Source organism: Streptomyces sp. NPDC127129 (genome assembly GCF_042671585.1).
In the GTDB taxonomy this organism is placed as follows: Bacteria; Actinomycetota; Actinomycetes; order Streptomycetales; family Streptomycetaceae; genus Streptomyces.
In genome coordinates this window covers 12,462-26,329 of the sequence record NZ_JBHXTV010000016.1, presented here as the reverse complement: position 1 = coordinate 26,329, position 13,868 = coordinate 12,462, and the positions used below count along the sequence as shown (strand labels likewise).

Annotated in this window: 24 protein-coding genes; all 24 read right to left on the bottom strand. The window is 70.8% G+C overall.

Annotated features, from left to right (window positions below; all coding sequences use genetic code 11):
• Positions 1-7 precede the first annotated feature (7 nt).
• Positions 8-994 carry a phage tail tube protein gene (locus tag ACFVGW_RS27850; protein ID WP_383292391.1) on the bottom strand — a complete coding sequence of 329 codons (987 nt, stop codon included), beginning with the start codon at positions 992-994 and terminating at the stop codon, positions 8-10.
• Positions 995-997: 3 nt separating this feature from the next.
• Positions 998-1,198, bottom strand: a complete 201-nt coding sequence (locus ACFVGW_RS27845) for a hypothetical protein (protein ID WP_383292388.1) — start codon at positions 1,196-1,198, stop codon at positions 998-1,000.
• A 25-nt stretch (positions 1,199-1,223) separates the two neighbouring features.
• A complete protein-coding gene (locus ACFVGW_RS27840; RefSeq protein WP_385853874.1) occupies positions 1,224-1,688 on the bottom strand; it encodes a hypothetical protein in 465 nt (154 codons plus the stop codon).
• Positions 1,688-2,239, bottom strand: a complete 552-nt coding sequence (locus ACFVGW_RS27835) for a head-tail connector protein (protein ID WP_385853873.1) — start codon at positions 2,237-2,239, stop codon at positions 1,688-1,690. Before ACFVGW_RS27835 ends, ACFVGW_RS27840 begins: the two co-directional genes overlap by 1 nt.
• A gap of 12 nt (positions 2,240-2,251) precedes the next feature.
• Entirely contained in the window at positions 2,252-2,545 is a 294-nt protein-coding gene (locus ACFVGW_RS27830) for a hypothetical protein (RefSeq protein WP_385853872.1), read from the bottom strand.
• Positions 2,546-2,606: 61 nt separating this feature from the next.
• Positions 2,607-3,824 carry a phage major capsid protein gene (locus tag ACFVGW_RS27825; RefSeq protein WP_385853871.1) on the bottom strand — a complete coding sequence of 406 codons (1,218 nt, stop codon included), beginning with the start codon at positions 3,822-3,824 and terminating at the stop codon, positions 2,607-2,609.
• Positions 3,825-3,914: 90 nt separating this feature from the next.
• Entirely contained in the window at positions 3,915-4,598 is a 684-nt protein-coding gene (locus tag ACFVGW_RS27820; RefSeq protein ID WP_385853870.1) for an HK97 family phage prohead protease, read from the bottom strand.
• Positions 4,595-5,743, bottom strand: a complete 1,149-nt coding sequence (locus ACFVGW_RS27815; protein WP_385853869.1) for a phage portal protein — start codon at positions 5,741-5,743, stop codon at positions 4,595-4,597. The genes ACFVGW_RS27820 and ACFVGW_RS27815 overlap by 4 nt, the downstream gene beginning before the upstream one ends.
• Before the next feature lie 13 nt (positions 5,744-5,756).
• Positions 5,757-7,286 carry a terminase gene (locus tag ACFVGW_RS27810; protein WP_385853868.1) on the bottom strand — a complete coding sequence of 510 codons (1,530 nt, stop codon included), beginning with the start codon at positions 7,284-7,286 and terminating at the stop codon, positions 5,757-5,759.
• A complete protein-coding gene (locus tag ACFVGW_RS27805; RefSeq protein WP_385853867.1) occupies positions 7,228-7,503 on the bottom strand; it encodes a hypothetical protein in 276 nt (91 codons plus the stop codon). Before ACFVGW_RS27805 ends, ACFVGW_RS27810 begins: the two co-directional genes overlap by 59 nt.
• A gap of 246 nt (positions 7,504-7,749) precedes the next feature.
• Positions 7,750-8,187 carry a hypothetical protein gene (locus ACFVGW_RS27800; protein WP_385853866.1) on the bottom strand — a complete coding sequence of 146 codons (438 nt, stop codon included), beginning with the start codon at positions 8,185-8,187 and terminating at the stop codon, positions 7,750-7,752.
• Positions 8,188-8,193: 6 nt separating this feature from the next.
• The gene (locus tag ACFVGW_RS27795; RefSeq protein WP_385853865.1) at positions 8,194-8,463 is read right to left on the bottom strand and encodes an HNH endonuclease signature motif containing protein; all 270 of its coding nucleotides are present in this window, start codon (positions 8,461-8,463) and stop codon (positions 8,194-8,196) included.
• 16 nt (positions 8,464-8,479) lie between these two features.
• The gene (locus ACFVGW_RS27790) at positions 8,480-8,950 is read right to left on the bottom strand and encodes a hypothetical protein (RefSeq protein WP_385853864.1); all 471 of its coding nucleotides are present in this window, start codon (positions 8,948-8,950) and stop codon (positions 8,480-8,482) included.
• 156 nt (positions 8,951-9,106) lie between these two features.
• The gene (locus ACFVGW_RS27785) at positions 9,107-9,286 is read right to left on the bottom strand and encodes a hypothetical protein (RefSeq protein WP_383292353.1); all 180 of its coding nucleotides are present in this window, start codon (positions 9,284-9,286) and stop codon (positions 9,107-9,109) included.
• A 186-nt stretch (positions 9,287-9,472) separates the two neighbouring features.
• Positions 9,473-9,775 (bottom strand): hypothetical protein, encoded by a 303-nt coding sequence (locus tag ACFVGW_RS27780; RefSeq protein WP_385853863.1) that lies wholly within the window; start codon positions 9,773-9,775, stop codon positions 9,473-9,475.
• Positions 9,772-10,281 (bottom strand): hypothetical protein, encoded by a 510-nt coding sequence (locus ACFVGW_RS27775; RefSeq protein WP_383292348.1) that lies wholly within the window; start codon positions 10,279-10,281, stop codon positions 9,772-9,774. Before ACFVGW_RS27775 ends, ACFVGW_RS27780 begins: the two co-directional genes overlap by 4 nt.
• A 10-nt stretch (positions 10,282-10,291) precedes the next feature.
• The gene (locus ACFVGW_RS27770) at positions 10,292-10,441 is read right to left on the bottom strand and encodes a hypothetical protein (RefSeq protein ID WP_383292346.1); all 150 of its coding nucleotides are present in this window, start codon (positions 10,439-10,441) and stop codon (positions 10,292-10,294) included.
• Between the two features lie 17 nt (positions 10,442-10,458).
• A complete protein-coding gene (locus tag ACFVGW_RS27765) occupies positions 10,459-11,196 on the bottom strand; it encodes a DUF2637 domain-containing protein (RefSeq protein WP_385853862.1) in 738 nt (245 codons plus the stop codon).
• Between the two features lie 184 nt (positions 11,197-11,380).
• Positions 11,381-12,022: a hypothetical protein gene (locus ACFVGW_RS27760; RefSeq protein ID WP_385853861.1), complete on the bottom strand. Its 642-nt coding sequence runs from the start codon at positions 12,020-12,022 to the stop codon at positions 11,381-11,383.
• Between the two features lie 4 nt (positions 12,023-12,026).
• Entirely contained in the window at positions 12,027-12,455 is a 429-nt protein-coding gene (locus ACFVGW_RS27755; protein WP_385853860.1) for a hypothetical protein, read from the bottom strand.
• Entirely contained in the window at positions 12,452-12,583 is a 132-nt protein-coding gene (locus ACFVGW_RS27750) for a hypothetical protein (RefSeq protein ID WP_385853859.1), read from the bottom strand. The genes ACFVGW_RS27755 and ACFVGW_RS27750 overlap by 4 nt, the downstream gene beginning before the upstream one ends.
• Positions 12,584-12,689: 106 nt before the next feature.
• Complete coding sequence (locus tag ACFVGW_RS27745) at positions 12,690-12,902, bottom strand: hypothetical protein (RefSeq protein WP_385853858.1); 213 nt, start codon at positions 12,900-12,902, stop codon at positions 12,690-12,692.
• Positions 12,902-13,588: a hypothetical protein gene (locus ACFVGW_RS27740; RefSeq protein WP_385853857.1), complete on the bottom strand. Its 687-nt coding sequence runs from the start codon at positions 13,586-13,588 to the stop codon at positions 12,902-12,904. Before ACFVGW_RS27740 ends, ACFVGW_RS27745 begins: the two co-directional genes overlap by 1 nt.
• 77 nt (positions 13,589-13,665) lie before the next feature.
• On the bottom strand, positions 13,666-13,860 hold the full coding sequence (locus ACFVGW_RS27735) for a hypothetical protein (protein WP_385853856.1): 195 nt from the start codon (positions 13,858-13,860) through the stop codon (positions 13,666-13,668).
• Positions 13,861-13,868 lie beyond the last annotated feature (8 nt).

The window sequence follows — 13,868 nt, the reverse complement described above, 5'->3', positions numbered from 1 at the left end:
CACCTCCTTACAGGGTGGTGTCCGTGCTGATGTATTCGATCTTCGGCTGGTTGGTGCCGTCGTACAGGCCGGTGAAGGACAGCGTGGGCTTGAGGACGCCGAAGCCGTCGATCGTCGGGGGCGCCTCGTCGAACTTCACGGCGGGCAGGACGATCCGGAAGGTCTCGTAGTACGTCGAGGCGATCAGGCTGCCGACGAACTCCAGGACCAGCGAGGTCGCCGCATCGGAGGTGTGCAGGTCGTCGAGGACGGTGTCGACGTAGTCCATCTCCAGGCTGCCGGTGATCCGGACCTGGTCGTTGCTGATGGGTTCGGCCTTCAGGCCCTGCGCTCCGGCGTAGAAGCGGTCGGTGTCCATCGGCCGCTCGAACTTGACCGACGCCTTTCGGATTCCGCTCCGAGAGGTCTCCGACGCGTAGGTGCCGGTCTTGACCGCCATCTGCACGAAGTGGAACGGGGCCATCGCCGGGTAGCTGGCGGCGGCCAGGACGGATGTCTCCTCGACGTTCTTGGCGTCGATCTCGAACGAGGCGGTGAGCATGTCGCCTGCCGCGCAGGTGAACTCCGCGCCGGTGACCTTGCAGCCAAGGAAGTTCTTCCGGGTGACCGTGCCGGTGGTGAGCGGCAGGCCTTCCTGGATCGTCAGGCTCTTGCCCGCGCTGTCGGCCAGGATGTGGCTCTGCAGGTAGGCGGTCGTGGCGGCCTGCTGCACGGGGGTCACGCTGGTGCCCATCAGGGCCTGGAGCCACAGGCCCATGCCCTTGGTGGTGACCTCCAGGTCCACGCTGCCGGAGGCCTGCCGCTGGGTGACGACGCGGCGGTCCGAGAGCGGCAGCAGCCTGCCGGCCGCGATGCCCGCACTCTGGGCGGTCGTCTTCTTCAGCTGCAGACCGGCCTTCGTGATCTCCGTGAACTTCGTCGGGGCCACGTAGGTGCCGTAGGTGACTTCGGGCGCGATGCCGAGCTGTGCGCCGAGACCGGAGCCGATCGCCATGGGTCAGTCCTCCTTCGCGGTCTTCGCCGCGGTCTTCTTCGTCGCGGCGCCCGGTTCCTCGATGGGCTCCCACGTCGCGGTCTGGCAGACGTAGCCGTCGAACCGGTCGTCGGGGACGGCCACGATCTCGTCCGGGTGGACGGTCCTGCTGCCCAGCTCCGGCACGGTGACCGGCTCCGGGCCGATGTAGCGCACACGCGCCATCGCTTGCTCCTCTGGTAGGGGTGGATCAGATGCGGGCGCGGCAGGAGACCGCGAAGTTGATGCCGACGATCGCGCCCTCGGCCTGCTGCTGGGACAGGTCGCCGGCGGTGAGGTGGGCCCACAGGACGGTGCCGTTCAGGGTCGGGGCCTCGGGCGCGAGGTCGGTGGCGCGCAGGGCGTCCTCGACGGCGGCGAGGATGGCGAACGCCTGGTTGCGGCGGAGCGCCATGTCCTTGTCGCCGCCCCGGGCCTCGATGTACCCGGAGATGACGAAGTCCTCGTCCCGGGTGCGGGCGCCGGCGTAGTTGAAGTCCTGGACCAGGGAGACGGCCATCTCGCCGGACGGCTGCCAGCCGATGTGGATCCGCTGGCGTTCGGTCAGGTTCACCGCTTCCGGGCCGTCGACGATCCGGATTCCGTCCAGGGCCGGGGCCGCGCGCAGGATCTCCAGCAGCGCATCGACGGCGGCCGGTACGCGGGAGGTCGCCATCACGCCACCGCCGGCGGGACCTTGTACGGCTCCAGCAGCTGCAGCACCCGGTTCGGGATGGCGTAGCCCCAGCCGACGATGGGCTCGTTGACGTCGAAGTCATCGGCGCCGCCGGACCCTCCGCGTGCCGCGCCGTACTGGGTGCGCCACAGGTGCTGCAGGAGGATGAGCGCGGCGAGCTTGATGGTCTCCGGGATCCCGCCCCGCCCTGCGGTGTAGGTGACGGTCCACAGGCCGCCACGGAAGTTGCCGCCGTCCAGGCGTCGGACGATGCCCTTGGCGCCGTCGAGGTGGACGGTGTCGACGGCGACGGCCTGCCCGCTGGTGAGCACGGGCAGGATCGAGGTGAGCGAGACCGCGGGGACGGTGCTCAGGCACAGGGTGGCCGTGCGGCCCTCGATCACCTCGGCGACCTCGCGGTCCTCGACCGGCCCGACGTGCCGCTCGATCGGGGCGGTGAGGGCGTTGATGTACCGCTGCAGCTCGTCGTCGTGGTCGGTGCTGTCGATGTCGAGCTGGGCCTTGGCCTCGGCCAGGGTGACGAGAGCCATCGCCGTACCGCCTTACTCGTCGCCGGGCTTCTTCGCCTGACCGCGCCGCCGGGCGGGGACGGCCTTCTCCGGCTCGCCCGGCGGGGTCGCGGTCTCCTCGACGGGGCCGCTGTCCTCGCCCGTCTCCTCGGTCTTCTCGCTCGCCGCCACGTTGTCCTCCCCGGGCTCGTCGTCGGTCTCCTCGGCGACGCCTGCCTTGATGAGGTGCTGGGCCTCGTCGTCGGGGAGGTCGACAGTGCCGCCGCGCTTGGGCCAGGCCTCGCCGTCGCGGGTGCCGGACAGGGTGGCCTTCATGCGCACGCGCATGCTGTTCTCCGTTCTGGTGAAGCAGGGGCCGCACCGCCCGGTGCGGCCCCTGCGAGGCGGGTCAGGCGGCGTTGCCGGTGAAGACCTTCAGGGCGCCGGTCTGGTCGACGGTCAGGCCGTCGGCCCGGATGATCGCCCGGAACGTGGTGAGGTCGGTGTTGAACGCATAGTCGTCCGAGCGCTCGAACCGCACCCCGCCCGCCATGCGGACGAAGTAGGCGGAGAAGTCGCCGAAGATGACGGACTTCGCGGCCAGCCCCACCGCTGCGACGTTCGGGTCGGTGTGGACCGGCTTGCCGAGCAGGGTGTCCGGGGCGCCGATCTGGATCGACGGCTGCCACAGGTACTGGTTCTGGCTGTCCTTGAGCTTGCGGACGGCGCCGAGGGTGGCGTCCCGCATCATCCAGCCGCACGAGGTGCTGTTCCGGTACGGGGCGATGACGCTGTAGTAGAGGTCGATCAGGTTGTCCGCGGTGAACGCACCCGCGACGCTGGCGCCGCCGGTGACGCCGGTCGACGCGGAGGTGACGATGCCGGTCGGCTTGGACGAGCCGTCGCCCGTGATGGCGTGGACACCGAAGGCGTTGCCGAGCGCGCGGCCGGCCTGCATGGCGAGGTAGCCCTCCAGGTCCACGCCGGTGTCGGACAGCAGCTCGCTGGAGGCCTGGAGCAGGACGCCGTACTTGTAGGCGCCCAGGGTCCGCTTGGCGAACGCCGGGTCGGACTCGGAGATGGCTGCGGCCTCGGCGGTCAGCGCGGCGCTGGAGTGCGCCGTGGTGACGGGGACCTCGATGGTCTCGCCGGAACTGGTGTTGAGGACGGTCGGGCCGGCCATCATCACGCCGGACACCTCGATGAGGTGGGCCATGAGCTGGCCGTAGAACGTGGTGGGGACGGTGTTGCCGCCCGCGGTAGCGGTGCCCTTGGTCAGGTCACGGAAGCTGGTCCCGGCCGGGACGGCGATGTCGATGCTGCGCATCTCTCCGCGGGCCCAGCGCCGGAGGTCGCTGTCCTTCTTGTCGCCGCCGGTCGGGCCGGTCTCCGGCTTGGCCAGCAGCTTGCCGAACGCCGCGTCGGCGTCCTTCGCGCGCTGCTCGGCGTCGACCATGTCCTTCACGCGGGCGTCGATCTGGTCGAGGTCGGCGTTGAGGGCCTGGTAGGTGGCCTCCTCCTCGGCCGACAGATCGCGCTTGTTCTCCTCGGCGGTGTCGAGCAGGGCCTTGGCCTGCTCCCACACGTTGGCGCGGCGCTCCTGCATCCGCTTGATGAGCTCGCTCACTGTGCCCTCCCGGGGCAAGACGACGGCACCCGCAGCCGGGTGGCCGGGATGTCTGGTGGGTTGGGGAGTCGAGGTGGGTGTCGCCCTGCCTCAGGGGGTGCGGCGCTGAAGAAGCTCGGCGCGCCGCTGCCGAAGCGCCACAAGCGGGTGGGGGTCGCCCTGCCCGCCGCTCGGCGCCAAGTCGATGACGGTGGCTGGCGGCTTCTCCAGGAAGCGGCGCAGCGCGTTCTCGTCGGCCGCGTGGCGGACCTCGTCCAGCTCGGCGCCCGCCTTCTCGGCGAGGGAGCGCAGACCGGTCGAGGTGTCCAGGTACGCGGGGGTGTTCACGGGGGCCACGTCGACCAGGGAGCCGGACAGCAGCGTCCGCACGGGGAAGCCCTGCTCGGACATGCCCCAGTCGTCGGCGAAGGTGTAGAACGCGAAGCTGGAGCGGCGGACGTCGCCGCGCTGGACGAGCTCGTAGACGTCCTCCCGCGAGGCGGGCACGTCCACGCTGTAGTCCAGCCCAGTGCCGTCCGTGACCAGCCGCAGCGTCTGCGCCTCGGTGGTACCGAGGAGCCGGTTGTCGTCGTGGTTGTAGCGGGCCAGGACTTCGGGCCAGCCGTCGCCCTCGCTCTTCGCGAAGAACGAGGGGTCGATCCGCTCGACGAATCCGCCCAGGTTCCTCGACAGGGCGTTGTACTTCGCGGCGTAGCCGCCGATCGTCCTGCTGGTGCCAGCCGCCCGGACCTCGACAAGGCCCCGGGTGAACCGGCGTTCCGCGTCGCCGCTCACGTCTTCTCACTCTCGTCGGGCGCCGCCTTGACCAGCGGTGCATAGTTGGTTCCCTGGCCGTCGGGCAGGGGTTCCATGTCCTCGATGGCGCGCAGCTCGTCGATGCTGTTCAGCCCGATCACACGGGCAATCCGGTACGTCTGGTAGCGGGTCAGGGTGTCCGTGCGCAGCATCGCGTCAGCGTTGAAGCTGACCTCCTCGACCGGCGGCCGGAGCAGGGAGAACGCCTGCTCCAGGCGGGCCAGCCACGGGCGCAGCGTCCACGTGAGGAGGTCGATGCTGTTCTGCTCCACCGTGGCGTAGGTCAAGCTGCCGCCGGTCTCGCCGCCGACCTTCTCGGGCGGCACGCCGTACCAGGCGGCGATCTGGTTGGCCGTGGCCTTGATGGTCTCCAGGAACTGGGACTCCTCGGCCGGGACACTGATCGGCCGGTACTTCACGCCGCCGCCCAGGGCAACGACGTCACGGTCTGAGGCGGCCTGCTTGAAACGCGCCTTCAGAATGTCGGCCGCTTCCTTGGAGACCTCCATGTCGGTCTCCAGGACCGCCGAGGGGGTCGAGCCGTTGGCGAACCAGTCCCGGCCGAACTGCTGCGCCAGCAGCCCCGTCTCCGTCGTCACCATCAGGTAGCCGATCGGCGACAGGCCGAGGATCTGACCAGGCAGGGTGTACGCCGGGATGTGGAACATCTGCCCGTCGTCGAGGCGCCGGCCCTTGTAGTACCAGACCGGGACCGCGGCGAAGTTGTCCTCGATGGACACGTCGTCGGGGTGGAGCCACTCGATCTGCGTCGGCCACCCGGCGCCGTCGGTGGCGACGATCAGCCCGTAGGCGTTGCCCCTCAGCGTCAACGAGGTGACCGCGCGGTGCAGCCAGTCATACCGGGTACCGACCGCGGCCGGGCGCCGGAACAGAGCGGGCAGCGGAGTGGGCCTGCGCTCGTCTCCCGCAGCCAGGTAGGACTTCATCGGCAGGGACGCCACGGAGTCCGCCAGGATCCGCGTGGCGGCGTACACGGGCGCCAGGCGCAGGGCCCGCTCCTGCGAGCCGCCCCGCAGGGCGGACGGGTCCGCGCCCGCGCCCCACACGTCCTGGTACGTGATCGCGCGCTGCTGCTTGCGGCGGAAGGGCCACCACCAGCTCATGCCGATACCCCTCTCACCACACGTTGTTCAGGATGTCGCGGTCCGGCTGCTCGTCGACCTCGGCCGTCAGGCCCCACTTCGCAAGCGTGGCCGCTACGAGGGGGGAGATGTCCGTCCCCTCGCCGCGCCGGGCCCACGCCCACGCGTCGCCGAGCGGACGCTTCTGTGCACCTGCAAGGGCCACCGCGAGCGGCGGCTGGTCGATGTGGCTCATCGCCTGGGCGGCTACCGCGTCGTAGAACTGCGCCGTGGCCTGCGCGATCTGCCTCGCCTTCGGCTGCACCACGGTGAGGCCCAGCGCCGCTTCCAGGTCGGCGATGAGCGACCCAGCCGGGCCGCCCCCGTCGACGACCCAGCAGCGGGGCCCCCAGCGCTCCTGGAGCTGCTGGGCGCGCTCGACGATCCAGTCCATCCCGGGCCGGTGCTCGACGACCTCGACGTGCGTGCCGCCCCGCCAGGTGCCGGCCACCACGATGGCCGCGTGTGACCGCTCGGGCGTCGCGTCGATCGAGAACGCGAACGGGCCCTCGGGCTTGGCCCTCGCGTCCGCCAGGGCCCGCCACGCGTCCTCGCCGATGACCTGCCACGTGCTTGCCGACGTCGCTGGGTACTCGCCCACACCGAGCCTCTCCCGCGCGTAGAGAGTGTCGCCCAGGGTCAGGCGCCTGTTCAGGGACTTCTCGACTTCCAGGCGGTAGCCGACGGCCGGGTTGGCTCGCAGGAGCGACTCGACTGTGTCCACGGCGTCGTGCTCGTCGCAGCCCTGCACGCACTCGGCCACGTGCGGATCGATCGACCACTCGAAGTACGCGAGGGTCGGATCCGGGACGCCGGTCTCCAGGGCGCTCAGGGAGCGTTCCCGCAGGCGCCCGAGCTGCACCGAGGGGTGGCCGATGCCCGCCGATCCCAGGTACCAGAGCTGACTGTTGGGCACGGCGTCCGTGGTGGGTGCGAGGGCCGCCATGGCCGCGTCGTCCAGGACCATGCACTCGTCGAAGATGACCGTGTTCGCGGTGAAGCCGCGGCCCGAGCCGCTGGAGCGGGCGATGTACCGCAGCTCTCGCCCGTCGTGCAGCTCAACTCCCTCGCGGCCCACGGTCCTGTGGTACGCCTTGACGCGTTTGTGCAGGTCAGGGCACCCCTTGATGAGGGACTCGATCCGGTCCCGGGCGTTCAGCACGGTCTTGAACTCGTGTGCGGAGAGGAGGATCTGCTTCTCGTTGCCGATGAACAGGCCCCACAACACGCGCGCTTCGATCAGCGCACCCTTGCCGTTCTGCCTCGGGAGGTTGATCGCCACCTCGGTCGCGGTCCAGTCGCCGACCTCGTCCTCGCCCATCGCGGTCCGCAGGATGTACTGCTGCCACGGATCGAGACGCAGCCCCGCCCTGGCGGCCAGGTCGATGGCCTCCTGGCCTGCAGTCGAGACGGAACCGGGAGGGACGATCTCGATACGGGGGCGCTGCGCGCCGTACAGCGGCTGCTCAGCCGTGGATCCGGCGGACTTCCGCACGGCGCGCTTCTCGCTCGCGAGTGAACTCATCGACGCTGTCCCCCTGCTCCTTGACGGGCGCGAGTCCGCGGAGGCGGATCAGCAGGGCGTGGAGCTTGTCGGCGAGGTGGGCCTGCGCTGTCGGGGAGTCACCGTCGGCGATCCGATCGAGTGCGCGGGCGAGCTTGAGCGCGGTCGCCGCGAGGCCGGGCGCGACACTGATCACGCCGAGTTTGTCAAGCTCATCCTGGGTTTGATCTTCAACCATGATCGACCCCCATCACTCTGCGTGATGTCACAGAGAGTCACTAATTGGGTTAGTTGTAAGGCTCGGGTCAAGATCTTTTTTGGCCGCGCAAAAAATCGGGCGGGAAGAGCTTTTGGGGTCGCCCGCTCGTCCCCTAAAGAACGGGCCGGCCTCCTGCCCTACCTGCTCCGGGTCGGCCCCTTCGGTCACCGAGTGGCACCCTCAGGTCTGATCACTGATTGCGTTCTGTCACCCGGTGGCGGTGGGTCACCACTGGCGTGACGCCTGTGGCATGACGCTGCGTGGCATGCTCCGGCGCTGGTTGTACCAGCGGGTGGCGACGCGGGCCATCTCGGGTGAGCGCATGGCTTCGATGCGGGCCATGACGATGTCACGGCCGGGGTCGACCGCGATGACCTTGGCGTCCAGCCGCTTGTACTTCGCCATGGCCTTGGCGTTGGGCATGGTGTGGATCAGGTAGACGTCGACCTCGTCGAGGTGGCGGCAGGCTTCCTCGATGGCCGCGTACCGGGCCTGCAGCGCCACGCGTACCGGAACCTTGGCCTGGTTCCAGGACGGGGCGCCGGGGCCGGTGAGGGCCTGGGTGATGAGGTCCAGGTCGATGACGATGTCGTTCGCGGTGGCGTGGGCCTGGATCCAGCTGGACTTGCCTGCGGCCGGCGGGCCGGTGATGACGTACAGCACGGTGCGTCACCACCTCCGTGAGGTGCGCTGCGGAGCCGTGGTTCGGTTGCCCCGGGCCGAGTTGCAGCGGCGGTGCATGCTCCGCGCGTTCGCCGGGTCGAGGAGGTCGCCGCCCTTGGAGAGCGGCACGATGTGGTCGAGGGTGAACGACCAGCGGCTGCGCGGGTCGAGGTGGGGGTTGATGTAGCCGCCGCAGCGTGCGCACGGGAGCCCGAGAGCCTTCTGCGCGGCGACGAGGCGGCGGTAGGGGCGCCCCTGGCGCGGGTCTCCAGCCACGGGGCGCCACCTCCCGTCAGGGCGTCCCAGTGGACCCCTTGCCGATCAGGTCGTCGGTCACGTCCGCGATGGCCTGGTCCAGCTCCTCGCCGGACAGGTCTCCGCAGGCGCCATCGCCGGCGGTGGCGTCGATGCTGTCGGTGGAGTCTCGGAGTTCGGCCTCGATCCACGCTCGGCACTCAGGGGGAATCGCGGAGGAAGCGGCGCTGGGCTCGGTGCTCTGTGCCGGATCCTTGGTCTGATCGTCGATCTGCTCCGCGATCAGCTCGCCAGCGATGCGCTGTGCGGTTTCGTCGTCGATCCCGACGCAGGCGGGTGGGCGCGTGCTCTGCTCCGCTTGCTCCCCTGCTGCTATGGCATCGGCGTAGTCCCTCGACATGGCGGCCTTGCAGGCGGCCGGGTCGGCTTTGGCGTCGCTGCTGCCGCAGGCGGTGACCGCGAGGAGCATGCATGCGGCGAGGGCGGCGGTGGTGTGGTGTCTGAGCATCGGGACAGCGTCCCGTACTGGCGAGCTCGTGGGGGCCGGTATGGCCGTCTCGTGACATGGCGAAGGCCCCGACCGGGGTGGGTGGTCGGGGCCTGTGCGCTCGAAGCCCGGGCACGCCGGACGTGGGGTCAGTGTTACACCCCGTGAGCCTTGGGTTCAAGCGGGCTTGTCGGCGAGGCGTTGCTGGAGCTCGTGGAGGTCGAGGAGCGCGCGGCCGGCGCGGTCGTATCCGTGGTGGGTGAGGCGGCCGCGGTGGAGCCACTGGCGGATGGTCCCGGGGCGGGCCCCGGTGGCCGCTGCGGCAGCGTGGGTGTCGACGAGGAGCGGTGTGGCCATGGGGACATGATGCGCCCCGCCGGCCGGGCGCTGTTCCGGCGGCGGGGCGTGTCCTCCGCCTGTGGGTCTGAGGTTGCAGCGTGCCTCAGCAGAACGGATGTGGTGCGTTCACGGTACGTCGGGGGTCTGACAGTCAGTGGCCGCAGCGGGGCTTGGACCACCATCCACAGGAGGGGCAGTACTCCATCAGGCCACCTCCTCGGTGTGCCACACGATGTGGGTGCGGTGGGGGTTGTCGGGGTCGGGCACGCTTGTGAACTGCGGTTTCGTGTCTTCGGAAGGGGGGCTCGGTGGGGGAGGGGAGGGGTTGTGGATCTTGGGGGTGCGTCGTACGGACCACCACACGGCCCCTGTTGCGGCGCCGACGGTGGTGAGGATCCCGGCCTCCGTCGAGGCGGCGTATGCGACCGCCAGGGGCACGCCCGCGAGGGCGACGAGGACGCATCCGCCGGCCGCCCGTGAGCGCTGCGGCTCCTCCTCGGCGGTCACGCGAGGACCCCGTACACCTGCTCGCCGATCGCGTTCACTCCCTGCGCCAGCGGCACCGCAGCGAACCCTGCGACGCCGGCGGACGTGGCGAGGCAGATGCCGCACCAGGCTCCGGTCTTGATGGCGCGTCCGGCGCGGGACTTCTTTGCTGCGACGACCACGGCGACGGTCATGAGGAGTACGACGCCGCCGCCCTGCTGGGTGAGCGGCAGGAACGTGGGAGTGGCCCCGGTCTGGCCGACCTGTCCGCCGACGCCCCAGACGAGCGCGGCGTCGCCCAGCCAGTTGGAGATCCACAGGGTGGCGTCTGCCGCCCAGCCGATGAGCCCGGCGACGGTGAGGACGGCGAGGGCGCCGTAGCACCAGGCGAGCACGAAGGGGAGCAGGGCCCCGGCTTGGCCGAGCGGGTCCTTGAGCAGGGTCTTGCGGCCGGGCCACCACTCGGTGAGATGGCGGATGAGGAGGGCGAGTCCGATGGTGACTCCGCCGAACGTTGCGACGATCATGGGGTGTTCCTCAGGTGAGGATGGCCGCGCCGAGCGCGGCGAGAGTGAGGATGAGGGCGACGGTCCCGAGAGTGCGCGGGACGTCGTGGAGCGCGAGGGCGCAGAGTCCGAGCAGCCCGCCGAGGGCTGCGAGCAGGCAGAGCAGGCCGAAGCCGGGCATGAGCCGGGGCGGGCTGCTCAGCTGGTGGTCGTGAGCGGCGGCAGCGTCTCGGGGTCGTAGAGGTTGCCGCGGCGCGGGTCCTTGAACGCGCGCTCGATGATGCCGCGGTCCAGCCACGTGCCGACGGTGCTCATGGTGACGCCGTAGCGGTCGGCGACCTCGCGGGTGCTGAGGAAGCGGTCGCGCTCGGGCTGCTCGGTGGGGGCCTCAGGGAGGGGCTCAGGCCGCTCGTCCTTGACGGGGGGCTGCTCGGGCGTCTCCGGGGCCTGCTCGGCGGGCTGCTCGCCGTGGGCGGGGCGGGCTGCCAGGACGCCGTGGATCTGCCGCATGAGCGCGCCGAAGGCGAGGAGGGCGGCGACGGGCGGGACGGCGGCGACGACGTAGTGCAGTGCGGGTGCGTTGGGTCCTACGCCGGCGACGTTCAGGGCGATACTTCCGCCGGATCCGAGGGCGGCCAGCGCGATGGCCCAGCCGTCCGTGGAGCCCTTCAGGCTCGCGCGGAGGATGAGGAGTTCACCGACGACGATGAAGAGGTCCACCGTGGCTGGCCATGCCCAGGCGCGGGAGGGCGTGGAGGCGAGGCCGTGGGTGGCTGCGACGTCGTGGAGGTGCTCGTAGGAGAGCCAGAACGCGGCGGCGGTGAGCGCGATGGTGGTGATGGCGGCGAGGACGGCCAGCCAGAAGATGGCGCCGTTGGCGCGTGGGGTGCTCGGGGCCGTGGTGGGCGAGCCGTGGGGCATGGCAAGATCGGACATAGCCGGTCTCCTTGTTGTGGCAAGGGGTCGGTCAGGCCCTCGGTTCGGTGTTGGTAGCACCGGGTTGGGGGCCGTTTTCGTGTCTCAACTCCCGCACTTTAGCACGGTAGTTGGTGTTACGTCATGGTTTGTGACAGTCCCGGGGTGGGTGAGTTGCCGGGCTGCTCACCCACCCCGGGGCGTCTCAGACTGCTGCTCGCTCGTCGTGGTCGATGAGCTGCTTCAGTTGCGTCCAGGTGCCGGGCGGGTAGGTGTGTGAGCACCACGGGCAGGTGACGAGCTGCTCCCCGGGGTGGAGGCGGAGGATGGCGCCGCAGAGCGTCCCGTCGGTGTGCTCGGCCGGGCAGGGCCCGAGACGGGTCCCGCGAGGGGGCTGCTCAGCGCCTCCGGTGACCGTCTCGATCGCCGCTTCGAGGTCGCGGATCTCGTGGGCGAACGGGCCGGCGGCGGGCCACTCGACGGCGAGCGATGGGGCGTTGCGGGCGAGGGCGGCGGACGTGCGGCGGATGCGGCCCTCGATCGATCCGTAGGCGGACGGGGCACTCAGGCGCCGGTCGTACTGGAGGGTGCGGTGCCAGTCCTCCAAGATGCCGACGACGCCGCCGGGGCCTCGTAGGTCGAGGACGTGAACGGAGACGGGCAGGGGGGCCTCGCTGCGGCCCGTACGCCCACCCGTGGTGTCTCCGGATGCTCCGGGGGCGAGGAAGGGCTCCAGGGTGGCGTAGAGGTGCGGCATGCGCTGGAGCCGCTCGGCAAGGGCTCGGGTGCAGCCGGGGCAGAGGTAGCCGTGCTCGATCGAGGTCTCGCACATGCCGCAGTCGGTCATCGGGTCACTGCTCCTGGTGCTCGTCGAGGGCGGCGCGGATGTGTCGGAGGCAGGCGAGGTACCCGCCGGCGAGTTCCGGGGCTGTGGGGTGGTCCTGGACTGCGGCCTCGATTCGGTTGCACTCGTCACGGACGCGTCGAACGGTTGCTTGGTCCTTCCCGGCCTTCCCGGCCAGGGCCACGTGAGCCTCTTTCAGGGCGTACAGCCGGGACTCGGCCTGCTCGGCCCGCTCCCGCTGCTCGCGGAGCTTGCGGGCCCACGCGGCGCTGACGTGGTCGGCCCCGGCCGTGGCGAGCCGCAGGTTGCCCAGCTCGGCGTACAGGGTGTTGATCCCGTTGCGGAGCCGTGCGGCTTCGTCCCCGGTGAGCTGGTGGCGTTCAGCGCGGTCAGCGAGGTTGAGCAGCTGGGCGGCGGCGGGGCTGGGTTGGGTCACAGGAGGTCTCCTGTCGGGACGGTCTCGATGGGACGGGGCTCGGGCTCGGGATCCACGCAGGGGCAGCCGTCGGCGTCGTCGTCCCAGGCGCAGCGGACGTCCGGGTCGTCGAGGCAGGCGGGCCTCATCGGGTGCGCTCGCGGATCGTGTTCCGGACGTAGCCGACAAGGGCGAGCAGGGCGCCGGTGGTGAAGCTGGCGGCGAGGTACCAGGCGAGGAGGTCGAGGAACGCGCTCACGGGGCGCACCGCTCGGCGGGGTGGGATTGCCGCATCGACTTGGCGGCGGACCAGTGGTGCTCGCTGCACGCGTCCGTCACCTGCCGCCAGATGACGAGCCCGCAGGGGGCCTTGGGGCAGGGGCAGGTGTCCTCGATCTCGTGCGTGGTCCAGGACCGGCCGATGTGGATGTCGGAGAGGGCTTGGGTGTCGTCGGCGGGGGTGGGCATCAGCGGGTCTCCTCGACGGCCATGAGGGCGGACTGGACCAGCCCCCTGTACTCCAGGGCGGTGCGGTTCAGGACGGGCTCCATCTCCAGGACGTGACGCACGCGTTCAACGGCTGCCATCTGGCGTTCCGCCTCCGCCTCTGCGTCGGCGGCTTCGCGGAGGATCGCGGCCCGGTACTCGTCGATCAGCTCGATGGTCTCGTCGCTGTAGTCGCCGATGAGGTGCATCAGGGCGTAGCGGGCTTCCTGCGCCTCGACGCACGCCTTGTCGGCGAGTTGTGCTTCGGCCGGCTGCTCGACGGCGGGGCGCGGGCGGTGTCGGTGCGCTCCGGGGTGATCGGCGGGAAGGACGCAGCCACCCCACTGGCCGCACTGCCCCTCGCCTTCGGTGGTGGTGGTCTGTCCGGCGGCGGGGCAGGGGTCGCCGGGCTGTCCGTGGCTGTCGGACCAGGGGGCGCCGCATGGGCCGCGGGGGATGCGGTGCTGGGTGGGCTGTCCGGCGGCCTGACGGGCGGCGTCCCGGATCCCGGCGACCGCCTCCTCGACACGGTCCAGCGGGACGCGCACGGGGACGCTGACGCCGTACTCGCCCCGGCTCCAGAGGGCGATGCCCGGCTTGTCGTCGAGGTCGGTGTCCGGGACGGCGCTGAGGATACGGCCGTGGGCGTCGCGGTACTCGAAGGTCATGGTGCTGCTCCTGGGGCTCGGTACGGTGATGGGGATGGCCGCCCGCACTGCCCGCGGGCGGCCGTCGTGCGTGCGGGCTACTGCTCGGCGGCGGCCTCGGCCTCGAACTGCTGGGCGACGTGCCGCAGGACGTAGGCGGCTTCGGCCTTGCTCATGCCGTTGGCGAACGCCTCGATGGAGACGGAGCCGGGGGTGGAGCCGGGGCGGATGATGACGGCGGCGAGGGCGTCGGTGCCGTCGACGGCGGTCATGGTCACGTTGCGCTCGGGCATGTGGATCT

Excerpts from the sequence above, each read along its gene's own strand:
- ACFVGW_RS27850 (WP_383292391.1), bottom strand. The coding sequence starts at position 994 with ATGGCGATCGGCTCCGGTCTCGGCGCACAGCTCGGCATCGCGCCCGAA.
- ACFVGW_RS27845 (WP_383292388.1), bottom strand. The coding sequence starts at position 1,198 with ATGGCGCGTGTGCGCTACATCGGCCCGGAGCCGGTCACCGTGCCGGAG.
- ACFVGW_RS27840 (WP_385853874.1), bottom strand. The coding sequence starts at position 1,688 with ATGGCGACCTCCCGCGTACCGGCCGCCGTCGATGCGCTGCTGGAGATC.
- ACFVGW_RS27835 (WP_385853873.1), bottom strand. The coding sequence starts at position 2,239 with ATGGCTCTCGTCACCCTGGCCGAGGCCAAGGCCCAGCTCGACATCGAC.
- ACFVGW_RS27830 (WP_385853872.1), bottom strand. The coding sequence starts at position 2,545 with ATGCGCGTGCGCATGAAGGCCACCCTGTCCGGCACCCGCGACGGCGAG.
- ACFVGW_RS27815 (WP_385853869.1), bottom strand. The coding sequence starts at position 5,743 with ATGAGCTGGTGGTGGCCCTTCCGCCGCAAGCAGCAGCGCGCGATCACG.
- ACFVGW_RS27810 (WP_385853868.1), bottom strand. The coding sequence starts at position 7,286 with ATGAGTTCACTCGCGAGCGAGAAGCGCGCCGTGCGGAAGTCCGCCGGA.
- ACFVGW_RS27805 (WP_385853867.1), bottom strand. The coding sequence starts at position 7,503 with ATGGTTGAAGATCAAACCCAGGATGAGCTTGACAAACTCGGCGTGATC.
- ACFVGW_RS27790 (WP_385853864.1), bottom strand. The coding sequence starts at position 8,950 with ATGCTCAGACACCACACCACCGCCGCCCTCGCCGCATGCATGCTCCTC.
- ACFVGW_RS27785 (WP_383292353.1), bottom strand. The coding sequence starts at position 9,286 with ATGGCCACACCGCTCCTCGTCGACACCCACGCTGCCGCAGCGGCCACC.
- ACFVGW_RS27775 (WP_383292348.1), bottom strand. The coding sequence starts at position 10,281 with ATGATCGTCGCAACGTTCGGCGGAGTCACCATCGGACTCGCCCTCCTC.
- ACFVGW_RS27770 (WP_383292346.1), bottom strand. The coding sequence starts at position 10,441 with ATGCCCGGCTTCGGCCTGCTCTGCCTGCTCGCAGCCCTCGGCGGGCTG.
- ACFVGW_RS27765 (WP_385853862.1), bottom strand. The coding sequence starts at position 11,196 with ATGTCCGATCTTGCCATGCCCCACGGCTCGCCCACCACGGCCCCGAGC.
- ACFVGW_RS27760 (WP_385853861.1), bottom strand. The coding sequence starts at position 12,022 with ATGACCGACTGCGGCATGTGCGAGACCTCGATCGAGCACGGCTACCTC.
- ACFVGW_RS27750 (WP_385853859.1), bottom strand. The coding sequence starts at position 12,583 with ATGAGGCCCGCCTGCCTCGACGACCCGGACGTCCGCTGCGCCTGGGAC.
- ACFVGW_RS27745 (WP_385853858.1), bottom strand. The coding sequence starts at position 12,902 with ATGCCCACCCCCGCCGACGACACCCAAGCCCTCTCCGACATCCACATC.
- ACFVGW_RS27740 (WP_385853857.1), bottom strand. The coding sequence starts at position 13,588 with ATGACCTTCGAGTACCGCGACGCCCACGGCCGTATCCTCAGCGCCGTC.
- ACFVGW_RS27735 (WP_385853856.1), bottom strand. The coding sequence starts at position 13,860 with ATGCCCGAGCGCAACGTGACCATGACCGCCGTCGACGGCACCGACGCC.